The following is a 21,369-nucleotide window of genomic DNA, read 5'->3' on the forward strand; positions in this document are numbered from 1 at the left end:
TCGATCAAGGAAGACTACTGCGGCCGTCCGAGGGGTGCATCCGGAACCCCTGCCAACTTCCGGTGCCCGCAAGCGCGGACGGGGGAAGATGACGACGGGGACCACCGCGCCCGCCGCGGTGCCGTACCGACACGTCGATGGGGAAGAGACACTCCTATGCAGGTCTGGCCGGGACACGCGTACCCCTTGGGCGCCTACTACGACGGCGCGGGCACCAACTTCGCCGTCTTCTCCGAGGCGGCGGAGCGCGTAGAGGTGTGCTTGCTGCACGAGGACGGCTCGGAGACGGCTGTCGAGCTGCGCGAGTCGGACGGCTTCGTCCGCCACGCCTATCTGCCGGGCGTACTGCCGGGCCAGCGCTACGGCTTCCGCGCGCACGGCCCGTACGCCCCGGAGCGCGGCCGGCGCTGCAACAGCGCCAAGCTGCTGCTGGATCCGTACGCGAAGGCCATCAGCGGCTCCGTGGACTGGAACGAGGCCGTCTTCGGCTACCACTTCGACGACCCGGAGCGGCGCAACGACCTCGACTCGGCCCCGCACACCATGACCTCCGTGGTGATCAACCCCTACTTCGACTGGGGCGACGACCGTCCGCCGCGCACCGACTACCACCGCACGGTGCTCTACGAGGCGCATGTCAAGGGCCTCACCATGCGCCACCCCGAGCTGCCGGAGGAGCTGCGCGGCACCTACGCGGCGCTGGCGCACCCCGCGGTCATCGCCCATCTGACCGAGCTGGGTGTCACCGCGCTGGAGCTGATGCCGGTGCACCAGTCGGTCACCGACCACAGGCTGGCGGAGGCGGGAATGACCAACTACTGGGGCTACAACACCATCGGGTTCTTCGCGCCGCACAACACCTACGCCTCCTGGGGCGAACGCGGCCAGCAGGTGCAGGAGTTCAAGCATGCCGTGCGGGCCCTGCACGAGGCGGGCATCGAGGTCATCCTCGACGTCGTCTACAACCACACGGCGGAAGGCAACCACCTCGGCCCCACGCTCTCCTTCCGGGGACTGGACAACGCCTCGTACTACCGCCTCGCGGACGACCCGCGCTACTACATGGACACGACCGGCACGGGGAATTCACTCCTGATGCGCAGCCCCCACGTGCTCCAGCTCATCATGGACTCGCTGCGCTATTGGGTGCTCGACATGCATGTGGACGGCTTCCGCTTCGACCTGGCCGCCACGCTGGCGCGGCAGTTCCACGAGGTCGACCGGCTCTCGTCCTTCTTCGACCTGGTGCAGCAGGACCCCGTCGTCAGCCAGGTGAAGCTGATCGCCGAACCGTGGGACCTGGGCGAGGGCGGCTACCAGGTCGGCAACTTCCCCCCGCTGTGGACGGAGTGGAACGGGCGGTACCGCGACACCGTACGGGACCTGTGGCGGGGCGAGCCGCGCGCGATGGCCGAGTTCGGGTTCCGGCTCACCGGGTCCTCCGACCTCTACCAGGACGACGGACGCCGCCCGCTGGCCTCCATAAACTTCGTCACCTGCCACGACGGCTTCACCCTCCACGACCTCGTCTCCTACAACGAGAAACACAACGAGGCCAACGGCGAGGGCAACCGGGACGGCGAGAGCTACAACAGGTCGTGGAACTGCGGTGTCGAGGGCCCCACCGACGACGCCGCGGTGGTGGCACTACGGCGTCGGCAGAAGCGCAACCTCATCGCCACGCTGATGCTGTCGCAGGGCGTGCCGATGCTCAGCCACGGCGACGAGTTCGGCCGCACCCAGCAGGGCAACAACAACGCGTACTGCCAGGACGGGCCGCTCGCCTGGCTGCGGTGGCCCGGCGACGACGGCCCCGTCGACGGGCCCGGCGCTCCCGATCAGGCGCTGTGCGACTTCGTACGCGCCATGGTGTGGCTCCGGCGCGACCATCCCGTCTTCCGCCGCCGCCGGTTCTTCCACGGGCGGCCCATGGAGGGCACCCACGACGAGCTCTCCGACATCGCCTGGTTCACTCCGCAGGGCGCCGAGATGACCCAGACCGACTGGCAGTCCGCGCACACCCGCTCGCTGACCGTCTTCCTCAACGGCAACGCCATCTCCGAGCCCGGCGAGCGCGGGGAACGCATCACGGACGACTCGTTCCTGCTGCTGTTCAACGCCCATCACGAGCCGCTGGACTTCGTGATCCCCGTCAATCACGGGAGGGAGTGGGAACTGATCGTCGACACAGCGCAGGAGGAGACCTACCGGCAGGGAGGCGGCCCGAAAATCGCCGCCGGTGCGCGCCTTCCGTTGGAGTCCCGCAGCATGGCGGTGCTGCAACGCCCGGTGTGAGGTGAAGCTGACAGGACGCACGAAATGGCCCCGGCAGGGGTACGTGCGTTCGTATGACACGTGAGGGCGTCCCACCCGCAGCCGCACCCCGCACAGCTCCCGCCACCGCCGTGCCGACCTCGACGTATCGCCTCCAGCTCCAGCCGGACTTCCCGTTCGCCGCCGCCGAGCGCGCCGTCCCCCGCCTGGCGGCGCTCGGCGTCTCGCATCTGCACCTCTCCCCCGTGCTGACGGCCGTGCCGGGCTCCACCCACGGCTATGACGTGACCGATCACGGCACGGTGCGGGAGGAGTTGGGCGGCGAGCGCGGACTGCGGGCCCTGTCGGCGACCGCCCGCGCGCACGGCTTGGGGCTGGTCCTGGACATCGTGCCGAACCATATGGCCGTCCCCGACGATCTGCGGCTGAACCGTCCGCTGTGGGAGACGCTGCGGGAGGGGCCCGGCTCGCCCTGGGCGCGCTGGTTCGACATCGACTGGGCTGCGGGCGACGGCCGGGTGCTGCTGCCGGTGCTCGGGGAACGGCTGCACGAAGCGCTGCCGCAGCTGCGGGTCGAGGACGGCACCCTGCGCTACCACGCGCATGTGCTGCCGCTGCGCGAGGGAACGGAGGGGCTGCCGCTGCCGGAACTGTGCGCGGCGCAGCACTACCGTCTGGCGTGGTGGCGGCTGGGCAGGAGCGAGCTCAACTACCGGCGGTTCTTCACCATTTCGGGTCTCATCGGAGTGCGCGTCGAGGTCCCGGAGGTGTTCGCGGCGACCCACCGCAAGGTGCTCCAGCTGCTGCGCGAGGGGGTGGCCGACGGGCTGCGCGTCGACCATCCGGACGGGCTGGCCGACCCGGGCGGCTATCTGCGGCAGCTGCACGAGGAGAGCGGGGGCTGCTGGACGGTCGTGGAGAAGATCCTCGCCGACGGCGAACCACTGCCCCGTAGCTGGCCGGTGGCGGGCACAACGGGATACGACGCGCTGCGGCAGCTGGACGGCCTCTTCGTCGACCCCCAGGGGCATGGTGAACTCGAAGCCTGCTACCGGACGTTCACCGGAGCACAGGCCGACCTGGGTGGCGAGTGGGAGCCGACCCGGCTGCGCGCCGCCCACCGGGTGCTGACGCACGATCTGGCGGCCGAGACCGAGCGGTTGACCCGTACCGCCGTACGGGCCTGCGCCGCCTCGCCCGATCTGTCGCTGCGCGACCACGCGCCGTGGGCGCTGCGGACCGCCTTGTGCGAGCTGCTGGTGCGGCTGCCGGTGTACCGCCCGTACACCGCTCAGGGCCTACCGCCCGACCCGCGGGACGCCGCACTGTTGGAACGTGCCGCACAGGGCGCCCGTGCGGCGTTCCGGCTGCCGGAGGAAGCCGCGGCGGTGGACGCCGTGCTGCGGCTCGCCCTGGGGGACACCCCGGAGGACCCCGGTGCCCACAGTGCCCGTTTTCCCGTACGGTTCGCGCAGTTGTCCTCCGCGCTGCGTGCCAAGTCGGTGGAGGACGCGGCCTTCTACCGTTACGTGCCGCTGCTGTCGGCGTGCGAGGTGGGCGGCGAACCGGGGCGCCCGGCAGTGCGGCCCGAGGACTTCCACGCGTACTGCGCACGTATGCAGCGGGACCGGCCCCTCTCCGGCACCGTGCTGTCCACGCACGACACCAAGCGCAGCAGCGACGCCCGCGCCGCGCCGGCCGTACTGAGCGAGTGCCCGCAGCGGTGGGCGGAGCTGCTGGCACAGACCGACGTCTCCGGGGCGCCCGACCGCCATACGGCGTGGGTGTACTGGCAGACAGCCCTCGCCCTCGGTACGTTCCCCCCGCCGCCCGAACGACTGGTGCCCGCACTGCTGAAAGCCGTACGCGAAGCGGGGCTGCGGACCACCTGGACGGAGGGTGACGCGGAGTACGAAGCGGCTGTCGAGCACTTCGTCACCGCCCAGCGGGACAGCGCGGGCGCGCGTGCGCTGGCCGGCTTCGCGGCGGAGCTCGCCCCGTACGTACGCGCCAATGTGCTGGGTGCCGCGCTGCTCCAGCTCACCATGCCCGGCGTACCCGAGCTCTACCAGGGCACCGAGCACACCTACCGTGCGCTGGTGGACCCCGACAACCGGGCCCCGGCGACCTTTGCCGGGAGCGGCAGCGCTCTCGACACGGAGAAGTCGCGACTGACCTCCACCGTGCTGGGCTTACGCCGCCGGCGGCCCGAGCTGTTCCTGGAGGCGGCAACTTACGAACCACTCCTGGCGGAGGGCGAGATGGCGGAGCACTGCGTCGCCTTCGTGCGTACGGGTGCCGTACTGACGGCGGTCACCCGGCTGTCCCTGCGCCTGCAGCGGCGCGGCGGCTGGGGCGACACGCGGCTGACGTTGCCGCCGGGTGACTGGCACCCCGCCTGGGGTGGTCCCGCGCGGAAGCTGACGGGTACCGTCCCCCTCTCCCGGTTGTTCGGGAGCGCACCGGTGGCGCTGCTCATCCGGGAGGACGCTTAGAACTCCTAACGGAATGACTTCAGGCGTCGCCAGCAGATGATTGCGCATCCGAGGGTGAGGAAGGCCTCGTGGATGTCGTCGCGTACCTCCCAGCGGATCCGCAAGCGGCGGAACCAGTGCAGGTGAGCGAACGCGCGCTCCACAACCCAGCGTTGGGTGCCTAGCCCGGAGCCGTGCTCGGTGCCTCGGCGGGCGATCAAAGGCCTCACGCAGAGATCCCGGACCAGCCGACGGTACTTGTCGTGGTCGTAGCCACGGTCACCCAGCACCACGTCCGGGCGGCGCCGGGGCCGGCCACGCTTGCCCCGCACAGGCGGAACCGCCTCGAGCAGTGGGATCAGCTGGGTGACGTCGTTGCGGTTGCCGCCGGTCAGAGTGGCGGCGAGCGGGATGCCGGTGGCGTCGGTGATCAGGTGGTGTTTGCTGCCCGTCCTGCCCCGGTCAACGGGGCTTCGTCCGGTCCTGGAGCCCCCTTTAACGCCCGAATGTGAGAGCCGTCGACCGCGGCCCGGGAGAAGTCCAGGGCGTCCACACTGCGCAGCTTGGCCAGGAGGACCTCATGCAGCCGACACCAGACCCCGGCCTCGGTCCACTCGGCCAGTCGGCGCCAACAGGTCATGCCCGAACCGAAACCGAGTTCCTGCGGGAGGTGCTCCCAGGCGACCCCAGTGTGCAGCACGAACAGGATGCCCTGGAACACCAGCCGGTCAGGATGCCGCTTGCGCCCCGGGTTCCGGGGCCGACGCTCCACCTTCGGAAGTAGCGGATCGACCACCGCCCACAACGCATCATCGACTTCCCACGGCTTCGGCCGAGCCACCCCGCACCCCCAGATCACCGGTCCCGGAGTGATCCAACCACCTCGGAGATCATTTCGTCGGAAGTTCTATGAGCACGTCCCGCGTCATCCTCGTCCTCCTCCAAGGCGTCCCGGATGTCGTCTGCCTCGGGAGTGTTGGGGGGCCAGGTGGCCACCAGGCGTTCGAGGAGGGGGCGATGCGTGTCGAGGTGGGCGGTGAGGACAAGGGCGCCAGCCATCTGGAGCTTGAGTTCCGAGGAGTCGGTCATCCGCACCGCGAGTTCGGCGGCCTGTTCAGACTCCGCCGAGGCCAGCGCCCTTGCGCACGCCACGCGGACTCGCAGAGGGCGGTCGTCGTCAAGGGCCATCGCGCCGAGCTGGGCGACAAGTTCTGGGTCCTCAGGAACATCGCAGGCGTAGAGGCACTGCCCGGCGGCGGACACGGCGCCATCGTCGACAGTGTCGCCGTCCACGGCGCGCAGCGCAGCAGTGATCAGTGGGGCGTCCGCAGCCTCGGCGTGGTTCTGGATCGCCCACAGCGCGCTGGCCCGGTCCTGCCCTCGCGCTTCCGGCAGCGGCGTCCCGCGCAGCACCCACCTGGCGCGGTCCAGCACCTCCGCGGCGTACTCGTCCAGTGGGTTGCCGAAACCCCACCGGGCTTGCCGGTTCTCGTAGTGGAAGTACTCCAGCGCCGTGCACACCGCGTCCCGCCGCCCGGAGCGCAGCAGGCTGAGGAAGGCGGCGTACGGGTCCGGGTTCTCGTCCGCCGACTTGAGCAGTTCGTCCCGGTTGGCCGCCACCGCCGGGTCGTCGAAGCGGTGCCGTTCCCAGTACGCGAGCGTCATGGCGGGAGCCTACTTTACGCCTGAAGTCATTCCGTTAGGAGTTCTTAGGGCGTCTCCGGGGGCTGCGCTTGCCCACCCTGCGCCCCTGGCGCAACTGCCCAAGCGCAGCGCAGGGGGACGAGACCGCGCCCCGAAGGGGCGCGGGGAACTGCGCGAGCAACCAGAACGTACCGGCAGCCCGCGGACGGCGGGCAGGGGCACCCCCTACCCGGAACAGCTGCGACTTCCCTCACTCAGCAGCCGGATAAAGGCCTCCGCCGCCCCCGTCGGCTGGGAGCGGCAAAAGGCGGTCAGCGGGCGGTGCCAGGGCGGGCCGACGTCGACCAGTTGGCCCGAGGGCACGAAATCGGGGGCGAGGTACGCCGAGATCAGACAGATCCCCGCACCGGCGGCTGCCATGCGGGCGGCCGTCGTCGGGTGCTCCACGCGCACGGCCGTTCGCGGGGTGAACCCGGCCTGCCCGCAGACGCGGTCGAGGAACTGCTGCCCTTCGATCCACGGCTCCATCCCGCACCGCACCCATCCGCGGTCGGCGAGTTCCTCAAGCTTCACGGGCTCGCCGTCCGCGCCCGCCCGCACGCACAGCGGGTCGTCGGGCGGGACGACGAGGACGACCTTCTCCTCGCCGATCTGCCAGGAGGGGCCCGGCCAGTCGTCGAGCCGGAAGCCGACCCCGACGTCGGCGATGCCCCGGGCCATCCGTTCACGGAGTTCCTCCTCGGTCACGTACTCGTGCAGCCGTAGCGCCACCGCGGGGTGGAGCCGCCGCATCCGGGCGACGGCCTCCGTCAGTACGCCGACCGCGAGTCCGTGCACGGTGGCGATCTCCAGCTCGCCGCCACCGGCACCGGCCGCCGCCCGCGCCGCGCGGCGTGCCTGGCGGGCGCTGCGTACGGCGAGTTCGGCGTCCGGCAGAAAGGCCCGGCCCATCGGCGTCAGCCGTACCCCGCGCGGCAGTCGCTCCAGCAGCGGCCCCCCGACCTCGCGCTCCAGCGCCTTGATCTGGTGCGAAAGCGCCGACTGCGTTACGTGCAACGCCTCGGCGGCCCGAGTGAACGACGTCTCCTCGACGACCATGACGAAATATTCCATCTGCCGCAGACTCACAGGACCCACTTCCCTCGGCCCCCCGCCGCCCCAGGGCAGAAGCCATGAACGTTCTTCATCGCAACCATAGAAGCATTGCGTTGGACTCATCCTCACACCGGGCGGAGGCTGAGGTCATGAGCGGGAACACCACAGATGTGATCGTCATCGGCGGCGGAACGGGCGGCTACAGCACGGCACTTCGCGCCGCACACCTAGGGCTCGGCGTCACCCTCGTCGAGCGCGATCTGGTCGGGGGCACCTGTCTGCACCGGGGCTGTGTGCCCAGCAAGGCGATGCTGCACGCCGCGGAGCTGGTCGACGGGGTGGCGGAGGCGCGGGAGCGGTGGGGGGTCAAGGCGACGCTGGACAGCGTCGACTGGAGCGCGCTGGTCGCCACCCGCGACGACATCGTCTCGCGGAACCACAAGGGAGTGGAGGGCCAGCTCTCGGCAGCGGGCGTGACGGTCGTACGGGGCACCGCCACGCTGGCGGGCCCGCGCACCGTCCAGGTCGACGTCCCCGGTGCCGGCGGCGGCCGGTGGACGGCACGGCGCGGCCTCGTGCTGGCGACCGGGTCCAGGCCGCGGACGCTGCCGGGTCTGGAGCCGACCGGCGAGCACATCGTCACCAGCGACGACGCGCTGTTCGCGCCGGGTCTGCCGAGCAGCGTGCTGGTGCTGGGCGGCGGCGCGATCGGCGTCGAGTACGCCTCGTTCCACCGTTCCATGGGCGCCGAGGTCACGCTGGTGGAGGCGGCGGAGCGGCTGCTTCCGCTGGAGGACGAGGACGTCAGCCGCCATCTGACCCGCGCGTTGAAGAAGCGCGGCATCACGGTGCTGACGGGCGCCCGGCTGACGGACGCACGCCGTACGGGGACGCATCGGACCAGCGCGGGGCAGTCCGGCACGGGAATCCGGACCGGCACGGGGCAGTCCGGTGCGGGTGTCCGGACCGGCACGGAGCAGTCCGGTGCGGGCATCGAAGCGCGGGTGCAGCCGGCGCGCGGGGGCGAGACGGTGATCGCGGCGGAGCGGCTGCTGGTCGCGGTGGGCCGCGTTCCGGTCACCGACGGGCTGAACCTGGCCGCCGCCGGACTGGCCACGGACGAGCGCGGCTTCGTGCCGCCCGCCGACTGGGCCACGCTGGAGACGGCCGTACCCGGCGTGTTCGTCGTCGGCGATCTGCTTCCGCCGCCCTCCCTCGGGCTGGCGCACGCCTCCTTCGCTGAGGGGCTGGTGGTCGCCGAGACGCTGGCCGGACTCCGGCCCCGCCCGGTGGACTACGCCGCCGTGCCTCGGGTGACGTACTCCAGTCCGCAGACGGCCTCCGTTGGACTGGGCGAGGCGGCGGCCAGGGACGCCGGGTTCGAGGTGGTCAGCAACGTGCTGCCGCTGACCGCCACGGCCAAGGGCATGGTGCACGGCCAGGGCGGCATGGTGAAGGTCGTCGCCGAGCCGGGTCCGGACGGCCGGGTGCTGGGCGTCCACCTGGTGGGCCCGCACGTCTCCGAGATGATCAGCGAGTCCCAGCTGGCCGTGGCCTGGGACGCCTCGCCCGCCGACATCGCCCAGCACATCCACGCCCACCCGACGCTGAGCGAGGCCGTGGGCGAGACCTTCCTGACACTGGCGGGACGCGGCCTGCACCAACACGCCTGAGGCGGCGGCACGTTAGGGCGCCCGGCCGACGACAGGCCGCCGGGCGCCGGGCAACAATGGACCGCATGCTGTTCGACGTATGGGCTCCGACCGCGCGAACCGTCACCCTGCAACTGCCGCCCGCCCCGGGCATTCCGATGACCCCCTCGCCCACCCACCGGGGCTGGTGGCAGGCGGAGGCACCGGCAGGCGCCGGCACCCGCTACGGCTTCGCCCTCGACGGCGGTCCCGTGCTGCCGGATCCACGGTCGCGCCGCCAGCCCGACGGACCCGAGGGGCTGAGCGCCGTCGTCGACCACGACGCCTACACCTGGCGGCACCCGTGGCGGGGGCTGCCGCTGCCCGGAGCCGTCCTCTACGAACTGCACATCGGCACCTTCACACCGGAGGGCACCTTCGAGGCCGCCGCCGAACAACTCGGCCACCTGGCCGAGTTGGGGATCAGCCATATCGAGCTGATGCCCGTCTGCCCGTTCCCCGGCACCCACGGCTGGGGCTACGACGGTGTGGCGCTGTGGGCCGTGCACGAGCCCTACGGCGGGCCGGACGGACTGAAGGCGTTCGTGGACGCCGCACACGGGCACGGGCTCGGCGTCGTCCTCGATGTCGTCCACAACCATCTGGGCCCGGCCGGAAATCAGCTGCCCGCGTTCGGACCGTACTTCACCGACCGCCATCAGACCCCCTGGGGTTCGGCCGTCAATCTGGACGCGCCCGGCTCGGACGAGGTACGTGCCCATCTCATCGGCAGCGCGCTGGCCTTTCTGCGCGACTACCACCTCGACGGGCTGCGGCTGGACGCCGTCCACGCGCTGGCCGACACCCGCGCCGAACACTTCCTCGCCCAGCTGTCCGAAGCCGTCGACACCCTCGCAGCCCACACCGGACGCCCGCTGTTCCTGATCGCCGAGTCCGATCTGAACGACCCCCGCACCACAGCCCCGCGCAGCGCCAACGGCCACGGCGTGCACGCCCAGTGGAACGACGACTTCCACCACGCCCTGCACACCGCGCTCACCGGCGAAGCACACGGCTACTACGCCGACTTCGCCCACGACCCGCTCGCCGCCCTCGCCAAGACGCTGACCGGCGCGTTCTTCCACGACGGTACGTACTCCAGCTTCCGCGGCCGCAGCCACGGCCGGCCCGTACGCCGCCCCGGCGCCGCCGAGACCCCGGCACACCGTTTCCTGGCTTACGGGCAGACCCACGACCAGATCGGCAACCGCGCGCTGGGCGACCGGCTGTCCGCGCTCGCCTCGCCCGGACTGCTGGCCTGCGCCGCCGCGTTGGTGCTGCTCGCGCCCGGAACGCCGATGCTGTTCATGGGCGAGGAATGGGGCGCCCGCACCCCCTGGCAGTACTTCACCGACCACCAGGACGCTGCGCTGGCCGAGGCCGTACGGCAGGGGCGGCGACGGGAGTTCGCTCGCCATGGGTGGGACGCGGAAGACATCCCCGACCCGCAGGATCCGGCCACCCGTCGCCGCTCGTGCCTGGACTGGAACGAGCCCTCCGGGGAGCCGCACGCCCGACTCCTCGACTGGCACCGCACGCTGCTCGGAGTACGCCGCTCGCATCCTGTGCTGTCCCACCTGCCACTGGGCGAGGCCGACGTCCGCTACGCGGATGGCGACGACGACCGATGGCTGCTGCTGCGGAACGGCCCGCTGTACGTCGCGGTAAACCTGTCCGCGGACCGTACGGCGCGGGTCCCGCTGCCCGCGGTGCAGCCGACCCTGCTCGCCGCATGGGACCCGGAGACGCGGGTCACGGACAGTGCGTTGTGGCTGCCGCCGGAGTCGGCGGCGGGGCTGCGCTAGCGGCGTGTCCCGCGATGGGGGCTGCGCCCCGTCAGGGGCGCGGCTCATCGGTTACCAGCGGGTTGGGACCGGTCCCGCGCGGCGTCCCCTAACGTCACCGCACCAAGAGACCAGGACTTGTCGGGCCACGTCCAGAGGCGCACGGGCCGGCTCGCCTCGTCCAGCCGTGAAGAGGGGCCACGTATGCATCGTCGGAGAGTTCCGGATCATTCCGGTGCGCCGGAGCAGCAGCACCCGGATCACGCCTTTCTGGTGCTGGTCAGAAACTTTCAACTGGCCAACTCCGTCGCGGTGGGACTGAAATCGCGGCTGACCGAGGCCGGCGCCGATGCGCCGGTGCTCGTACCGCCGATGTACGAGGACCAGTTCGCCGCACCGGAGGCCGCGTGGCGGCTGCGGACCTGGTGGGATCGGCAGCACACCGGTGTGCAGCTGTCCGAAGCCGTGGTGCTGATCGTCGACGTCGGGGAACTGGCCGGCGTCGGGGGTGTCACGTACATGGCGGTGCAGCCCGGGGACACGAGGCGCTCGTATCAGCGCGGCGGTGCGGTGATCGAGGTACCGGTGGCCACGGTGGGTCAGCTGACGGACGCCGTGGTGTCCGGCACGGTCGGTGCCGAGAAGCCCGGTGAGCCCGGTGAGCCGGCGAAGGCGGCGCGGTCGGTGTTCTCGCTGTCGCGGTCGGAGCGGAATGAGAAGCCGCTGTGGGACCGCCAATTGGTTCGTACGGCAGTGGTGACCGGGGCGCTCGGGGTCGGTGCCTGGCTGCTGCCGGCGGGCCTGCAGCCGGGCCAGGCACACGCCGCGACCGCGCGGGACCATCAGCAACAGCAGCAACACATCAATGAGACGACGCCTCCGCAGCCCACGACACCCCCGGAAGGCTCGGACGAGCCCGCGCCGCCCCCTCCGCCGCAGGAGCCGGAGCCGTCCACGGCGGGCCCGCAAGCCGGAAACCCGGATACCCGCCAGGGTCCGGGATTGCGCCCTTCCGATTCACCTCTGTCCGACTTCATTTCCGGGGAATGGGCCGACGACAAGGCGGAATCGCCGTACGACCAGTTGTACGGCCGAACGGAGGCCGTGCCGCCGCCGGCCCCCGAACCCGGGGCACCGGCCCCGGAGGGCGACCAATCCGGACCACCGGCTGCGGCTCCCGCCCCGCCCGCACAGGGCGAACCCCCAGCCCCTGCGGCACCAGAGCGTGGGGGGACGCCTGACAAGGACCTCGCGGACGAGCCCGCTCCCGGTCCCGAGTGGAATTGGGGCGACTTCTTGGGGCGCACGTTCGACGGCGGCTACACCGCCTTCATGATGCCTGATCAGGCCGTGGATGCCGTTGAGGGTTACCGGGACCCGGATAAGGTCCGCCCGCTTCCCGAACCAGAGGGCGAAGATGGCGCAAAGGACGAACCAAAGGGGATCCTCAAGCGGATTCCACCCGCAACCGGTGCCCTGGGCGCCCTGTGGAACGCGAGTGCTTACTTCAACGAGCACGCTTCGCCCGAGTACAAGAGGGCCATACGTGACATGGACGGCGGGATTCCGCCGGACCCGTCGCAGGACCCGCTCAACCCGGCGTTCCAACCCACTCGGGGCGAAGTCTCCGCGGGCGTCACCAAACCACCCGGCCAAGGGAACGGCCCAGCCCCGTATATCCCCGGACCGATCAACAACGGCATATTTCCCAATATGCCGTTGGGCACCATCTCGGAGCTGGCGCCACAGCCGGCACCGCCTGGTCCTGGCTCGTCACCTTCGGACCTGGCACGTGCCGAGGAGGAGCGTGCGGAGGCGGCGCGGGCGGCGACTCAGGCACCGCCGCCGCCTGGAGCGGCTCCGGCGCCAGGGGCACCGGTGGCTCCGGCTCCGGCTCCGGAGGCTCCTGCCCCGCCGCCTGGGAGTGAGGCCCCGGCGCCTGCCCCGGCCCCCGCCCCGACCCCTGCGCCTGCGCCTGCGCCTGCGCCTGCGCCTGCGCCTGCGGGTGAGACTCCGGCACCTCCAGGTCCGCCTGCGCCCGAGGGCCAGCCTCCTGCTCCGGCGGCACCCCCGGCACCTGCAGGTGAGACCCCTGCCCTGCCGACTACACCCGTGCCGCCGACGCCCGAGGGTGCGGCCCCGGCTCCGCCCGCACCTGAAGGCGAGGCCCCCGCTCCGCCCGCACCTGAGGGTGAGGCTCCGGCACCGCCTGAGGGTCAGGCTCCGCCCGCACCCGAAGGCGCAGTTCCGGCACCGCCCGAGGGTCAGGCTCCACCCGCGCCGGAAGGCGCAGTTCCGGCACCGCCCGAGAGTGAGATTCCGCCCGCGGCACCTGCAGGGGCAGTTCCGGCTCCGCCCGCACCCGAGGGAGAAGCTCCGGCTCCGCCCGCACCTGAGGGTGAAGCTCCGGCACCGCCTGAGGGTCAGGCTCCGCCCGCGCCGGAAGGTGAAGCGCCCGCTCCGCCTGCGCCCGAGGGAGAAGCCCCGGCACCGCCCGCACCCGAGGGTGAAGCCCCGGCACCGCCCGCACCTGAGGGCGAAGCTCCGGCACCCCCCGAGGGCGAAACTCCGCCCGCGCCGGAAGGTGAAGCCCCGGCACCGCCCGCACCTGAAGGCGAAGCCCCGGCACCGCCTGAGGGTGAGGCTCCGCCCGCACCCGAGGGTGAAGCGCCGGCACCGCCTGAAGGTGAGGCTCCGCCCGCACCCGAAGGAGAAGCCCCGGCACCGCCCGAGGGCGAAGCTCCGCCCGCACCGGAAGGAGAAGCTCCCGCACCCCCGGCACCCGAGCCGGAGCCCGCACCTGCGCCGGAGCCCGCTCCCGAACCGGAAGGGGAGTCAGCGCCGGAACCCGCGCCTGAGCCTGCGCCCGAGCCGGAAGCGGAACACGCACCAGAGCCCGCCCCCGAGCCCGAGGCGGAACAGGCACCGGAGCCGGAACCTGCGCCGGAGCCCGCCCCCGAGCCGGAACCGGAACCCGAGCCCGCACCCGAGGCGGAGCCCGAACCTGCGCCGGAGCCCGCTCCTGAGCCCGAGGCAGAATCCGAGCCGGAGCCTGCACCGGAGCCGGAGGCGGAGCCCGCACCGGAGCCCGAGCCGGAGCCCGAGCCCGCGCCCGAACCCGAGCCGGAACCCGCACCGGAGCCCGAGCCCGCGCCCGAACCCGAGCCGGAACCCGCACCGGAACCCGCACCGGAACCGGAACCCGCTCCGGAACCCGCGCCCGAGCCCGCACCGGAACCCGCACCGGCGCCCGCGCCGTAATCCGCCGTCCCGCTGCCGCCCTGTCCCCCGGGGCGGCAGCGGGCCATTCGTGGTAGGAGTTCGTTCGGACGCTTGGAGCTATGGTCATGTCAGTTCAGCGGAACGGGAACGGCCCGCGCCGGGACCCCGCACATCACGAAGCGGCCGGCGTGCTTTCGAGCGTCTTGTACGGGGAGGCAGAGCCGATGACGCTGTCGCCGCCACGGCCACCGAGCAAGGTCAACCTGCTGCCGAAGGATTACGGAAGCCTGTCTCGCGGCATTCCGCCCGCGCAGCCCGGCACGCTGTTCGTCATGGGCGTCAACGGCGGTATAAGCATGGCCCCTGACGCCGCGTTCCCCCTCGTGTTCGGCCGCAACGAACCCGAAGTGCATGTCTGTGTCGCGCCGGACGACCCGCGCGTCAGCCGCAGGCACGGCTACATCACGCGCGAGCACTCGCGATGGGTGCTGAACAACACCGGGCGGCTACCCATCCGGCTCCCGGGCGCCCGCCTGGTGCTGGGTGGCGACCGGGTCGAGCTCCCGTCCGGATTCACCCCACTGTTCATCGTCGGCCCCAAACGGGAGCACCTGCTGGAGGTACGTATCGCCACACCGACGCCCGGCGCGGGGGACGACGGTGTGCGCGAGGCCGCCACGCACGACGGCGAGGTGTGGGATCTGACCGCGACCGAGAAGCTGGTCCTGGTCTGCCTCGCCCAGCGCTATCTGCGCAACGACCCCCAACCGCAGCCGCTCACCTGGGCCGAAGTCGCGGCCGAACTGACGGATCTGCGCCCGGCGGAATCATGGACCGGGAAGCGGGCGGCACGCGTCGTCGCCTGCGTACGGACAAGGCTCAGCTGCACGGTGCCCGGACTGATGGAAGACGAAATCCCCCAGCCCGTCGGCAACGCACTCAACCACAACCTGATCACCGAACTCCTCGTGACCACAACCCTCGTCAAATCCGACCTGGCCCTCCTGGAGGGCGACGAACCTATCTGAGAACCCCTACTCCGTCGTCGGCACGGCCTCTATTCCTCCGCCGAACTCGAACTGAAACGGGCCATAAAGACCAGCAGGTTTCGAAGAGCGGATCGGAGTTTCCTGCCCCTGAATGCCGAATACCGAATGCCGCTGACGGACGTCAGGCCGAATCAGCAACTATCCAGCGAACGTATGGCTGTCCAGCACCGATGCATTACGCCACCCAAACCGCCGCACTTGGCACAACTAGTACTCCAGCCATAGATCGTTATGTGCCCTGGTCTCGGGGCTGTCTGCCACTGGCAGAAACTCAGGTGGCGTCAGCGCGCGAGCGGGTTAGAGTCGCGCGATGCCTGAGCTGAAGCGGCTGCATGCCGGCCACGCCCCGGCGGTTCTGGCCTTCGAGCTGGTGAACCGCACCTACTTCGCTGCCTCGATCTCCGACCGCGGCGACGACTTCTTCGACAAGTTCACCGACCGGTACAACGCTTCGCTGGCCGAGCAGGAGGCCGGCATCTGCGCCTTCTACGTGCTCGTCGCCGAGGACGGCTCGGTGCTCGGCAGGTTCAACCTGTACGACTTGGAGGACGGCACTGCCAGACTCGGCTACCGGGTCGCGGAGCAGGTCACCGGCCGCGGCGTGGCGACCGCAACCGTCCGGGAGCTGTGCCGGATTGCGACCGCGAGGCACGGCCTACGCACACTGCGGGCAGCCACCTCCCACGACAACGCCGCGTCCCGGAAAGTCTTGGCCAAGGCCGGATTCGTCCCGGTCGGCCCTGCCACCCCGGCCGATCTCGGCGGCAAGTCAGGCACTTGGTACCAGCACGACCTCCAGCCATAGACCTTGATCTTGCTCGTAGATCGGCTACGGGAAGGCTGCGGCCATCGCTGCTCATCGGTGTGTGAAGGCTGACGATCTTGCGGTGACCGCAGGCCACAGCCGAGACCCTGCCCGCTGGCAGGAAGCGTTCGAGGGCCTGATGAGCCGGACAGCCAGCCGGTTAGCCGGGGTCGAACCCCGGCGCCGGGTACGGGATCTGAGGCTGGGGATGCTGCCGGAGCTGCCACGCAAAGCTGCTGGAGCATCTGCACGACGAGGGTGCAGTGCTGGTGAGCGACGAGACCGGAGACGTGAAGAAGGGCACGCACACCGTCGGCGTCCAACGCCAACGCACCGGCACCACCAGGAGGACCGAAAACGCGCAAGTCGCTGCCCACCTCGTCCACGCGGGACTGCACGGGCACGCGGCGGTGAACCGGGAGGTGCACATCCCGCACTCCTGGACGCGCGACCCAGATCGCTGCCGGGCCGCAGGCTGGGACAAGGACACCGTCTTCGCGACCAAGCCGGAGCCGGCCGCCCGCATGATCGACCGATTCCCCGATGACGGGCACCGCGCCGACTGGGTCGCGGCAGACGAGGTCACGGCGGCAACCCAAACCTGCGCTCCGCGCTGGAACAACCCCAGGTCGGCCACGTGCCAGCCATCGCCCGCTCACATGAACTCACCACCCGCGCGGGGAAGCTCCGCACGAATGCCCTGGCCAGCGATTACCGACGACAAGCCGCGAATCAGACGTGAAGATCACGATCTACGACTGGAGTACCAGCCCACCCCCAATAACCCCGAACATCGTGAAGCCGGGTCGACCAACCAGATCACGCCCTCCGCAACACGCTTCACGCCAGCGGGCCGGGCGGCGGCCCTGGGGGCGGGCCGAAAGCGGGTTGGCCCCATTGCGGTGATGGCGCCAACGCGGCAGCGAGTTGGCGGCGGTGGCTGCTGCGGCGGATGGCGGTGACGGCGCTGATGGTCACGGCTGCGGCCAGCGCGGCGAAGAAGAGGGCGAACGCTGCGAAGGTGACGCCCACAGTGGCTCCCACACGCGGCTTGTCCCCCATCGCGAACTGGGCTTGGCGCTCCGAGGTACAGGTGAGCGAGTAGTCGCCGCTGCTGCCTGGCTTCACCTCGAAGACACGCTCCCAGGTGCGGGACCCAGCCGTGACCCGGAAGGTGCTGTCCGGCCGGGTCATGGACCCGGACCGCATCTCCGGGATCCTGCAGTTGACCTGGCCCTTCCCGGACTGGGAGACGAAGATCGCCTTGGTCTCCCCTTCGGTGAGGCTGAACGTCTGCGAGCCGCCGCCGGGGAAGCTTCGCGCGGTGTCGACCGAGCTGACCGCGTCCTTCACCGTCACCACCAGGACGGCGGCCCCGCTACCTGCCAGCGCAAGCGCCAGCAACGCGGCAACCAGGTACCAGATACGCCGAGGCCGCACGTCCTTGGCCGGGATCATCGATGGAGGCGGTGGGCCACCGTACGGCGTCGCCCCATGGGTTCCTATCGTCACAGCGCGGCATCGTACATAGGTTCAGGACCAGTTCGTCCCCGCCGACAGCCCGCACCCGCCGCCTCACACCGCAGATCGCCCGCCGCAGCCGACCTGCTGGTCACCGCCCGCCTGGACCGCGGTTCGGGCGGGAAAGCGCTGTCCGGCGAGCAGCGCCGGGACTTCGCCGCCGCCGTGACGGCGACCTCCAGTCCGCCGAGCAGCACCACTGCGGCGATGTGCAGGCGCCCTGAACCTGTTGGTCGATTCCGGGGCTCGCGTCACCCCTCCGTCACTCCGCCGGCACCAACCGCAGCGAGACCGAGTTGATGCAGTACCGCTGGTCGGTCGGGGTGGGGTAGCCCTCGCCCTCGAAGACGTGACCGAGGTGGGAGCCGCAGCGGGCGCAGCGGACCTCGGTGCGGACCATGCCCATCGAGCGGTCGGTCAGCAGCTCGACGGCGGCCGAGTCGGCCGGGTCGTAGAAGCTGGGCCAGCCGCAGTGGGAGGCGAACTTGGTGTCGGAGCGGAACAGTTCGGCGCCGCAGGCCCGGCACTCGTAGACGCCGGTGGTCTCCGTGTCGGTGTACTCACCGGTGAACGGGCGCTCCGTACCGGCCTCGCGCAGCACGTGGTACTCCTCGGGCGTCAGCTCCGCGCGCCACTGCTCCTCGGGCTTGTCGATCTCGTAGGCCATCTCGGCTCCTCGGCTCCTCGGCTCCTCGGCTCGTCGAGCACTCTCGGCTCCTGGGCTCTTCGAGCGCTGGTTCGGATACGGGCGGTTGGTGCGGGCGGTACGGGGCCGCCGGTCACTCCGCGAGCCGGGCGAGGATCCTGGGCCCCAGTTCCGTGACGTCACCCGCGCCCATGGTGAGAACGAGATCGCCGGGCTCCGCCATTCCCACGATCGCCTCCACGGCCTCGGCGGGCGTGTCCATGGCGCGTACGGCAGCACCTGCCGCCTGCGCGGCGTCCGTGATCAGTGCGCTGGTCACGCCGGGGATCGGGTCCTCGCGGGCCGGGTAGATCGGCAGTACGACCGAGCCGTCGGCCAGCGCCAGGGCCTCCCCCATCTCCTTGCCCAGCTCCTGGGTACGGCTGAAGAGGTGCGGCTGGAAGACCACCAGCACCCGGCCGTCCTCCGCGCCGCCCCTGATGGCCTCCAGGTCGGCGGTCATCTCGGTGGGGTGGTGGGCGTAGGAGTCGATCACCTGCACGCCCCGGGTCAGCCCCTTGAGCTGGAGGCGGCGCTTGACGCCGGTGTACGAGCCGAGCCCGCGCCCCAGCTCCACGGCCGGCACCCCCAGCGCCGCACCCGCGGTGAGCGCCGCCACCGCGTTGAGTGCGTAGTGGCTGCCGGGCACCGAGACGTCGAAGGTCAGCTCCGCACCGTCGAACGCGACGGTGACCTCGCTGGTCAGCCCCTTCGGAGCGATCTTGCGAACCCGTACGTCGGCGTCCTCGGCCAGCCCGTACGTACGGATGGTGAGCGCACGGTCGCGCGGGGCGCTGCGCAGCCTGCGGGTCAGCTCCCGCGCGCCCTCATGGTCGGCGGAGATCACCAGGGTGCCGCCGTCCACGATGCGGCCGACGAACGTCTCGAAGGACTCGTAGATCTCTTCCATGGACGCGTAGTTGGCGTGGTGGTCGAGCTCCACGTTGAGAACGATGGCGACCTCGGGCGCGTACTTGTGGAAGCTCCGGTCGCTTTCGTCCGCCTCCGCGACGAAGATCTCCCCCGTGCCCTGGTGGGCGTTGGAGCCAGGGCCCTCCAGGTCGCCGCCGATCGCGTACGAGGGGTCCAGGCCCAGGTCGGCCAGGCTGACGGCGAGCATCGAGGTGGTCGTCGTCTTGCCGTGCGTACCGGCGACGGCCAGCGGCCGCAGCCCCTCCATCAGCGCGGCCAGCGCATCGGCCCGGTGCAGCACCGGCAGGCCGCGCCGGTTCGCCTCGACGAGCTCCGGGTTGTCGTCCCGGATGGCGCTGGAGACGACCACCACGGTCGCGTCGGGGGCCAGGTGCGCGGTGGCGTGACCGATGTGGACGGTCACGCCGAAACCGCGCAGCGCGTCGGCCGTCGCCGACTCCCGGGCGTCGCTGCCCGCGACCCGGGCGCCGCGCACCGCCAGGATCTTCGCGATGCCGGACATCCCCGCGCCACCGATCCCGACGAAGTGCGGCCGCTCCATGGCGGAGGGGAGGGAGGGAGTGGCGGCAGCGGTCATGCGGACTTCTCCTGCTGGCTCGGCGTGACGGGACGCCGCAAGCCTATGCGGTGCACCCCCCGGCAGACCGCATCCCCCGGGACAGCGGCCCCCGGCCGCGAGAGGCCGCCCCTCCCTACTCGTTGTGTGCGAACAGCTTCAGCACCGGAACCCCCACCTTGTGCCGCGCCCGGGAGGCCCAGTCCCGGTGGAAGAACTCCTCGACCAGGTGGGGGGCGGTCAGGACGATGACCTCGTCGGCGCGGGTCTGTTCCGCGACCGACTTCAGGACGTCGAGGGGGTGCTGCTCGATGATCTGGCCGACGGCCTCGCAGCCGGCGTCTCTGAGGCGCTTCAGGGAGAGCTCCAGGGCCTGCTCCGCGGGGCCGACCGCCTCGCCGCCCTCGGGCTCCTCGGCCTCGCGCACCACTTGGTCCAGTTCGCCGAGCGCCACATCGTCCAGCGCTCGCAGCAGCCGGTCCTGATCGCCACGCGGCTGCATGAGGACGACGAAGGAGACGGGCTCCTCACCGTGCAGTGTCGTCACCATCTCCGCGTCGGCGGACACCAGCGGCTTCTCGATCATCAGCACTGTCGTGATCACGACGGGCGCCCTTTCTCCGGTCGAACGGTCGGCAAGAAACCCTGCTGCGGTGATCCCGCGGGTCCTGCGGTTGTCAGTCTGCCCAGCGAAAGATAAGCGGAACGTCTCATTCCGTGATGGTTCGCAACCGACGGTAACGCGTGAAGAGGAACCCCTCCTCTTCCAGTACTCCCTCGAGCGTGAACTCGTCGGGATCGGGCAGCACGGGCCCGTTGGTGATCCGCGGCGCCGAGCCGGCGACGATCCGGGGGGAGATGGACAGACACAGCTCGTCGAGTACCCCCGCGTCGGCGAATTCCCCAAGCAAAGTGGGACCGCCCTCGGTCAGCTGCCGCCGCAGCCCCCGCTCGGCCAGCAGTCCGGGCACCCGCGACGGGTCCGCAGCCCCGCCCTCACCTGCGAAGATCACCTCGGCGCCGGCCTCCCTCGCCTGCGCCACCCGGTCCGCTGGGGCACCGCTCCCGGTGAGCAGCAGGGTGGGTACGACGGGCTGGGTGAACAGCGGCGCCGAGAAGTCCAGCTCCAGGCTGGCGCTGACCACGGCGATGGCCGGGACCGGCGACTGCCCGGCGGCGGCCCGGCGGTCGGCGAAGCCGCTGCGCCGCTTGGCGGGCCGGTAGCCCTCCTGGCGTACGGTCCTGGCGCCGACGACCACCACGTCGGCGAGCGCCCGCAGCACCCCGAAGATCCACATGTCGGCCTTCGAGGAGAGCGGCTGGGAGCGGCCGCCGTGGTGGATGGCGCCGTCCAGTGAGGCCACCATGTTGCCGCGCAGCCAGCGATCGGCCACGCCGGCCCCCTCGCCCACCGGCGGGTAGGCGTACTCGTCGGCGATCTCCTCGATGCTCCACTCCGGGGCCGGCCTGTCCGGCGCCGGGGCGCTCGGGGCGCTCGATGTGGAAGCCGGGGCGCTCGGGGCGGATGCTGGGGCGCCCGGCGCTGATACGGGGGGTGTATTCGGAGGGAACAGGCGTCGCATGCGCGCAGTGTGGCACGGCGCACGCCCGGCGGGCCGCACGCCCGCGGGCGTTG

Annotated in this window: 14 protein-coding genes and 1 pseudogene; 7 read left to right on the forward strand and 8 right to left on the reverse strand. The window is 71.2% G+C overall.

Annotation, left to right across the window (positions count from 1 at the left end; all coding sequences use genetic code 11):
- Nucleotides 1–156: 156 nt before the first annotated feature.
- Both glgX and treY read left to right on the forward strand, forming a co-directional pair.
- Nucleotides 157–2,295, forward strand: coding sequence for a glycogen debranching protein GlgX (gene glgX / locus ACQEU8_RS08410; protein ID WP_433098444.1), 2,139 nt, complete (start codon nt 157–159; stop codon nt 2,293–2,295).
- 53 nt (nt 2,296–2,348) lie between these two features.
- On the forward strand, nt 2,349–4,769 hold the full coding sequence (gene treY, locus ACQEU8_RS08415) for a malto-oligosyltrehalose synthase (protein ID WP_433098446.1): 2,421 nt from the start codon (nt 2,349–2,351) through the stop codon (nt 4,767–4,769).
- 5 nt (nt 4,770–4,774) lie between these two features.
- Here the strand turns inward: treY and ACQEU8_RS08420 are convergent.
- The 3 genes from ACQEU8_RS08420 to ACQEU8_RS08430 all read right to left on the reverse strand — a co-directional run bounded on the left by ACQEU8_RS08420 (nt 4,775) and on the right by ACQEU8_RS08430 (nt 7,520).
- Nucleotides 4,775–5,589 (reverse strand): IS5 family transposase gene (locus ACQEU8_RS08420; RefSeq protein WP_433098448.1). Its coding sequence is split into 2 segments (ribosomal slippage): nt 4,775–5,247 and nt 5,247–5,589, totalling 816 coding nucleotides; the frame shifts between segments, so codons are not numbered across the junction.
- A gap of 14 nt (nt 5,590–5,603) precedes the next feature.
- Entirely contained in the window at nt 5,604–6,413 is an 810-nt protein-coding gene (locus ACQEU8_RS08425) for a hypothetical protein (RefSeq protein ID WP_433098450.1), read from the reverse strand.
- A 204-nt stretch (nt 6,414–6,617) separates the two neighbouring features.
- The gene (locus ACQEU8_RS08430) at nt 6,618–7,520 is read right to left on the reverse strand and encodes a LysR substrate-binding domain-containing protein (RefSeq protein WP_433098452.1); all 903 of its coding nucleotides are present in this window, start codon (nt 7,518–7,520) and stop codon (nt 6,618–6,620) included.
- Between the two features lie 116 nt (nt 7,521–7,636).
- On the opposite strand from ACQEU8_RS08430, the gene ACQEU8_RS08435 reads away from it, so the two are divergent.
- From ACQEU8_RS08435 to ACQEU8_RS08455, 5 genes and pseudogenes are all read left to right on the forward strand, one after another.
- Nucleotides 7,637–9,160, forward strand: coding sequence for a dihydrolipoyl dehydrogenase (locus ACQEU8_RS08435; RefSeq protein ID WP_433098454.1), 1,524 nt, complete (start codon nt 7,637–7,639; stop codon nt 9,158–9,160).
- A 65-nt stretch (nt 9,161–9,225) separates the two neighbouring features.
- Complete coding sequence (gene treZ, locus ACQEU8_RS08440) at nt 9,226–10,983, forward strand: malto-oligosyltrehalose trehalohydrolase (RefSeq protein WP_433098456.1); 1,758 nt, start codon at nt 9,226–9,228, stop codon at nt 10,981–10,983.
- A 3,425-nt stretch (nt 10,984–14,408) separates the two neighbouring features.
- Entirely contained in the window at nt 14,409–15,212 is an 804-nt protein-coding gene (locus ACQEU8_RS08445; RefSeq protein WP_433098458.1) for a hypothetical protein, read from the forward strand.
- Between the two features lie 331 nt (nt 15,213–15,543).
- Entirely contained in the window at nt 15,544–16,038 is a 495-nt protein-coding gene (locus ACQEU8_RS08450; protein WP_433098460.1) for a GNAT family N-acetyltransferase, read from the forward strand.
- Between the two features lie 82 nt (nt 16,039–16,120).
- Nucleotides 16,121–16,765 (forward strand): annotated as a pseudogene (locus ACQEU8_RS08455) (transposase); the annotation flags it as partial.
- 113 nt (nt 16,766–16,878) lie between these two features.
- On the opposite strand, the gene ACQEU8_RS08460 reads toward ACQEU8_RS08455, so the two are convergent.
- The 5 genes from ACQEU8_RS08460 to ACQEU8_RS08480 all read right to left on the reverse strand — a co-directional run bounded on the left by ACQEU8_RS08460 (nt 16,879) and on the right by ACQEU8_RS08480 (nt 21,316).
- Nucleotides 16,879–17,550, reverse strand: coding sequence for a serine/arginine repetitive matrix protein 2 (locus tag ACQEU8_RS08460; protein ID WP_433098462.1), 672 nt, complete (start codon nt 17,548–17,550; stop codon nt 16,879–16,881).
- 271 nt (nt 17,551–17,821) lie between these two features.
- Nucleotides 17,822–18,226, reverse strand: a complete 405-nt coding sequence (msrB, locus tag ACQEU8_RS08465; protein ID WP_433098464.1) for a peptide-methionine (R)-S-oxide reductase MsrB — start codon at nt 18,224–18,226, stop codon at nt 17,822–17,824.
- A gap of 112 nt (nt 18,227–18,338) precedes the next feature.
- Nucleotides 18,339–19,754 carry a UDP-N-acetylmuramate--L-alanine ligase gene (gene murC, locus ACQEU8_RS08470; protein ID WP_433098466.1) on the reverse strand — a complete coding sequence of 472 codons (1,416 nt, stop codon included), beginning with the start codon at nt 19,752–19,754 and terminating at the stop codon, nt 18,339–18,341.
- A gap of 115 nt (nt 19,755–19,869) precedes the next feature.
- Nucleotides 19,870–20,337: an indole-3-glycerol phosphate synthase gene (locus ACQEU8_RS08475; RefSeq protein ID WP_433098468.1), complete on the reverse strand. Its 468-nt coding sequence runs from the start codon at nt 20,335–20,337 to the stop codon at nt 19,870–19,872.
- Nucleotides 20,338–20,443: 106 nt separating this feature from the next.
- Entirely contained in the window at nt 20,444–21,316 is an 873-nt protein-coding gene (locus ACQEU8_RS08480; protein ID WP_433098471.1) for a pyrimidine reductase family protein, read from the reverse strand.
- Nucleotides 21,317–21,369: the final 53 nt, after the last annotated feature.

This window comes from Streptomyces sp. CA-250714 (assembly GCF_050936705.1).
Taxonomy (GTDB): Bacteria; Actinomycetota; Actinomycetes; order Streptomycetales; family Streptomycetaceae; genus Streptomyces.

Bases quoted from the DNA above. Each gene is read 5' to 3' on its own strand.
- glgX (WP_433098444.1), top strand. From the start codon at position 157: ATGCAGGTCTGGCCGGGACACGCGTACCCCTTGGGCGCCTACTACGAC.
- treY (WP_433098446.1), top strand. From the start codon at position 2,349: ATGACACGTGAGGGCGTCCCACCCGCAGCCGCACCCCGCACAGCTCCC.
- ACQEU8_RS08425 (WP_433098450.1), bottom strand. From the start codon at position 6,413: ATGACGCTCGCGTACTGGGAACGGCACCGCTTCGACGACCCGGCGGTG.
- ACQEU8_RS08435 (WP_433098454.1), top strand. From the start codon at position 7,637: ATGAGCGGGAACACCACAGATGTGATCGTCATCGGCGGCGGAACGGGC.
- treZ (WP_433098456.1), top strand. From the start codon at position 9,226: ATGCTGTTCGACGTATGGGCTCCGACCGCGCGAACCGTCACCCTGCAA.
- ACQEU8_RS08445 (WP_433098458.1), top strand. From the start codon at position 14,409: ATGACGCTGTCGCCGCCACGGCCACCGAGCAAGGTCAACCTGCTGCCG.
- ACQEU8_RS08450 (WP_433098460.1), top strand. From the start codon at position 15,544: ATGCCTGAGCTGAAGCGGCTGCATGCCGGCCACGCCCCGGCGGTTCTG.
- msrB (WP_433098464.1), bottom strand. From the start codon at position 18,226: ATGGCCTACGAGATCGACAAGCCCGAGGAGCAGTGGCGCGCGGAGCTG.
- murC (WP_433098466.1), bottom strand. From the start codon at position 19,754: ATGACCGCTGCCGCCACTCCCTCCCTCCCCTCCGCCATGGAGCGGCCG.
- ACQEU8_RS08480 (WP_433098471.1), bottom strand. From the start codon at position 21,316: ATGCGACGCCTGTTCCCTCCGAATACACCCCCCGTATCAGCGCCGGGC.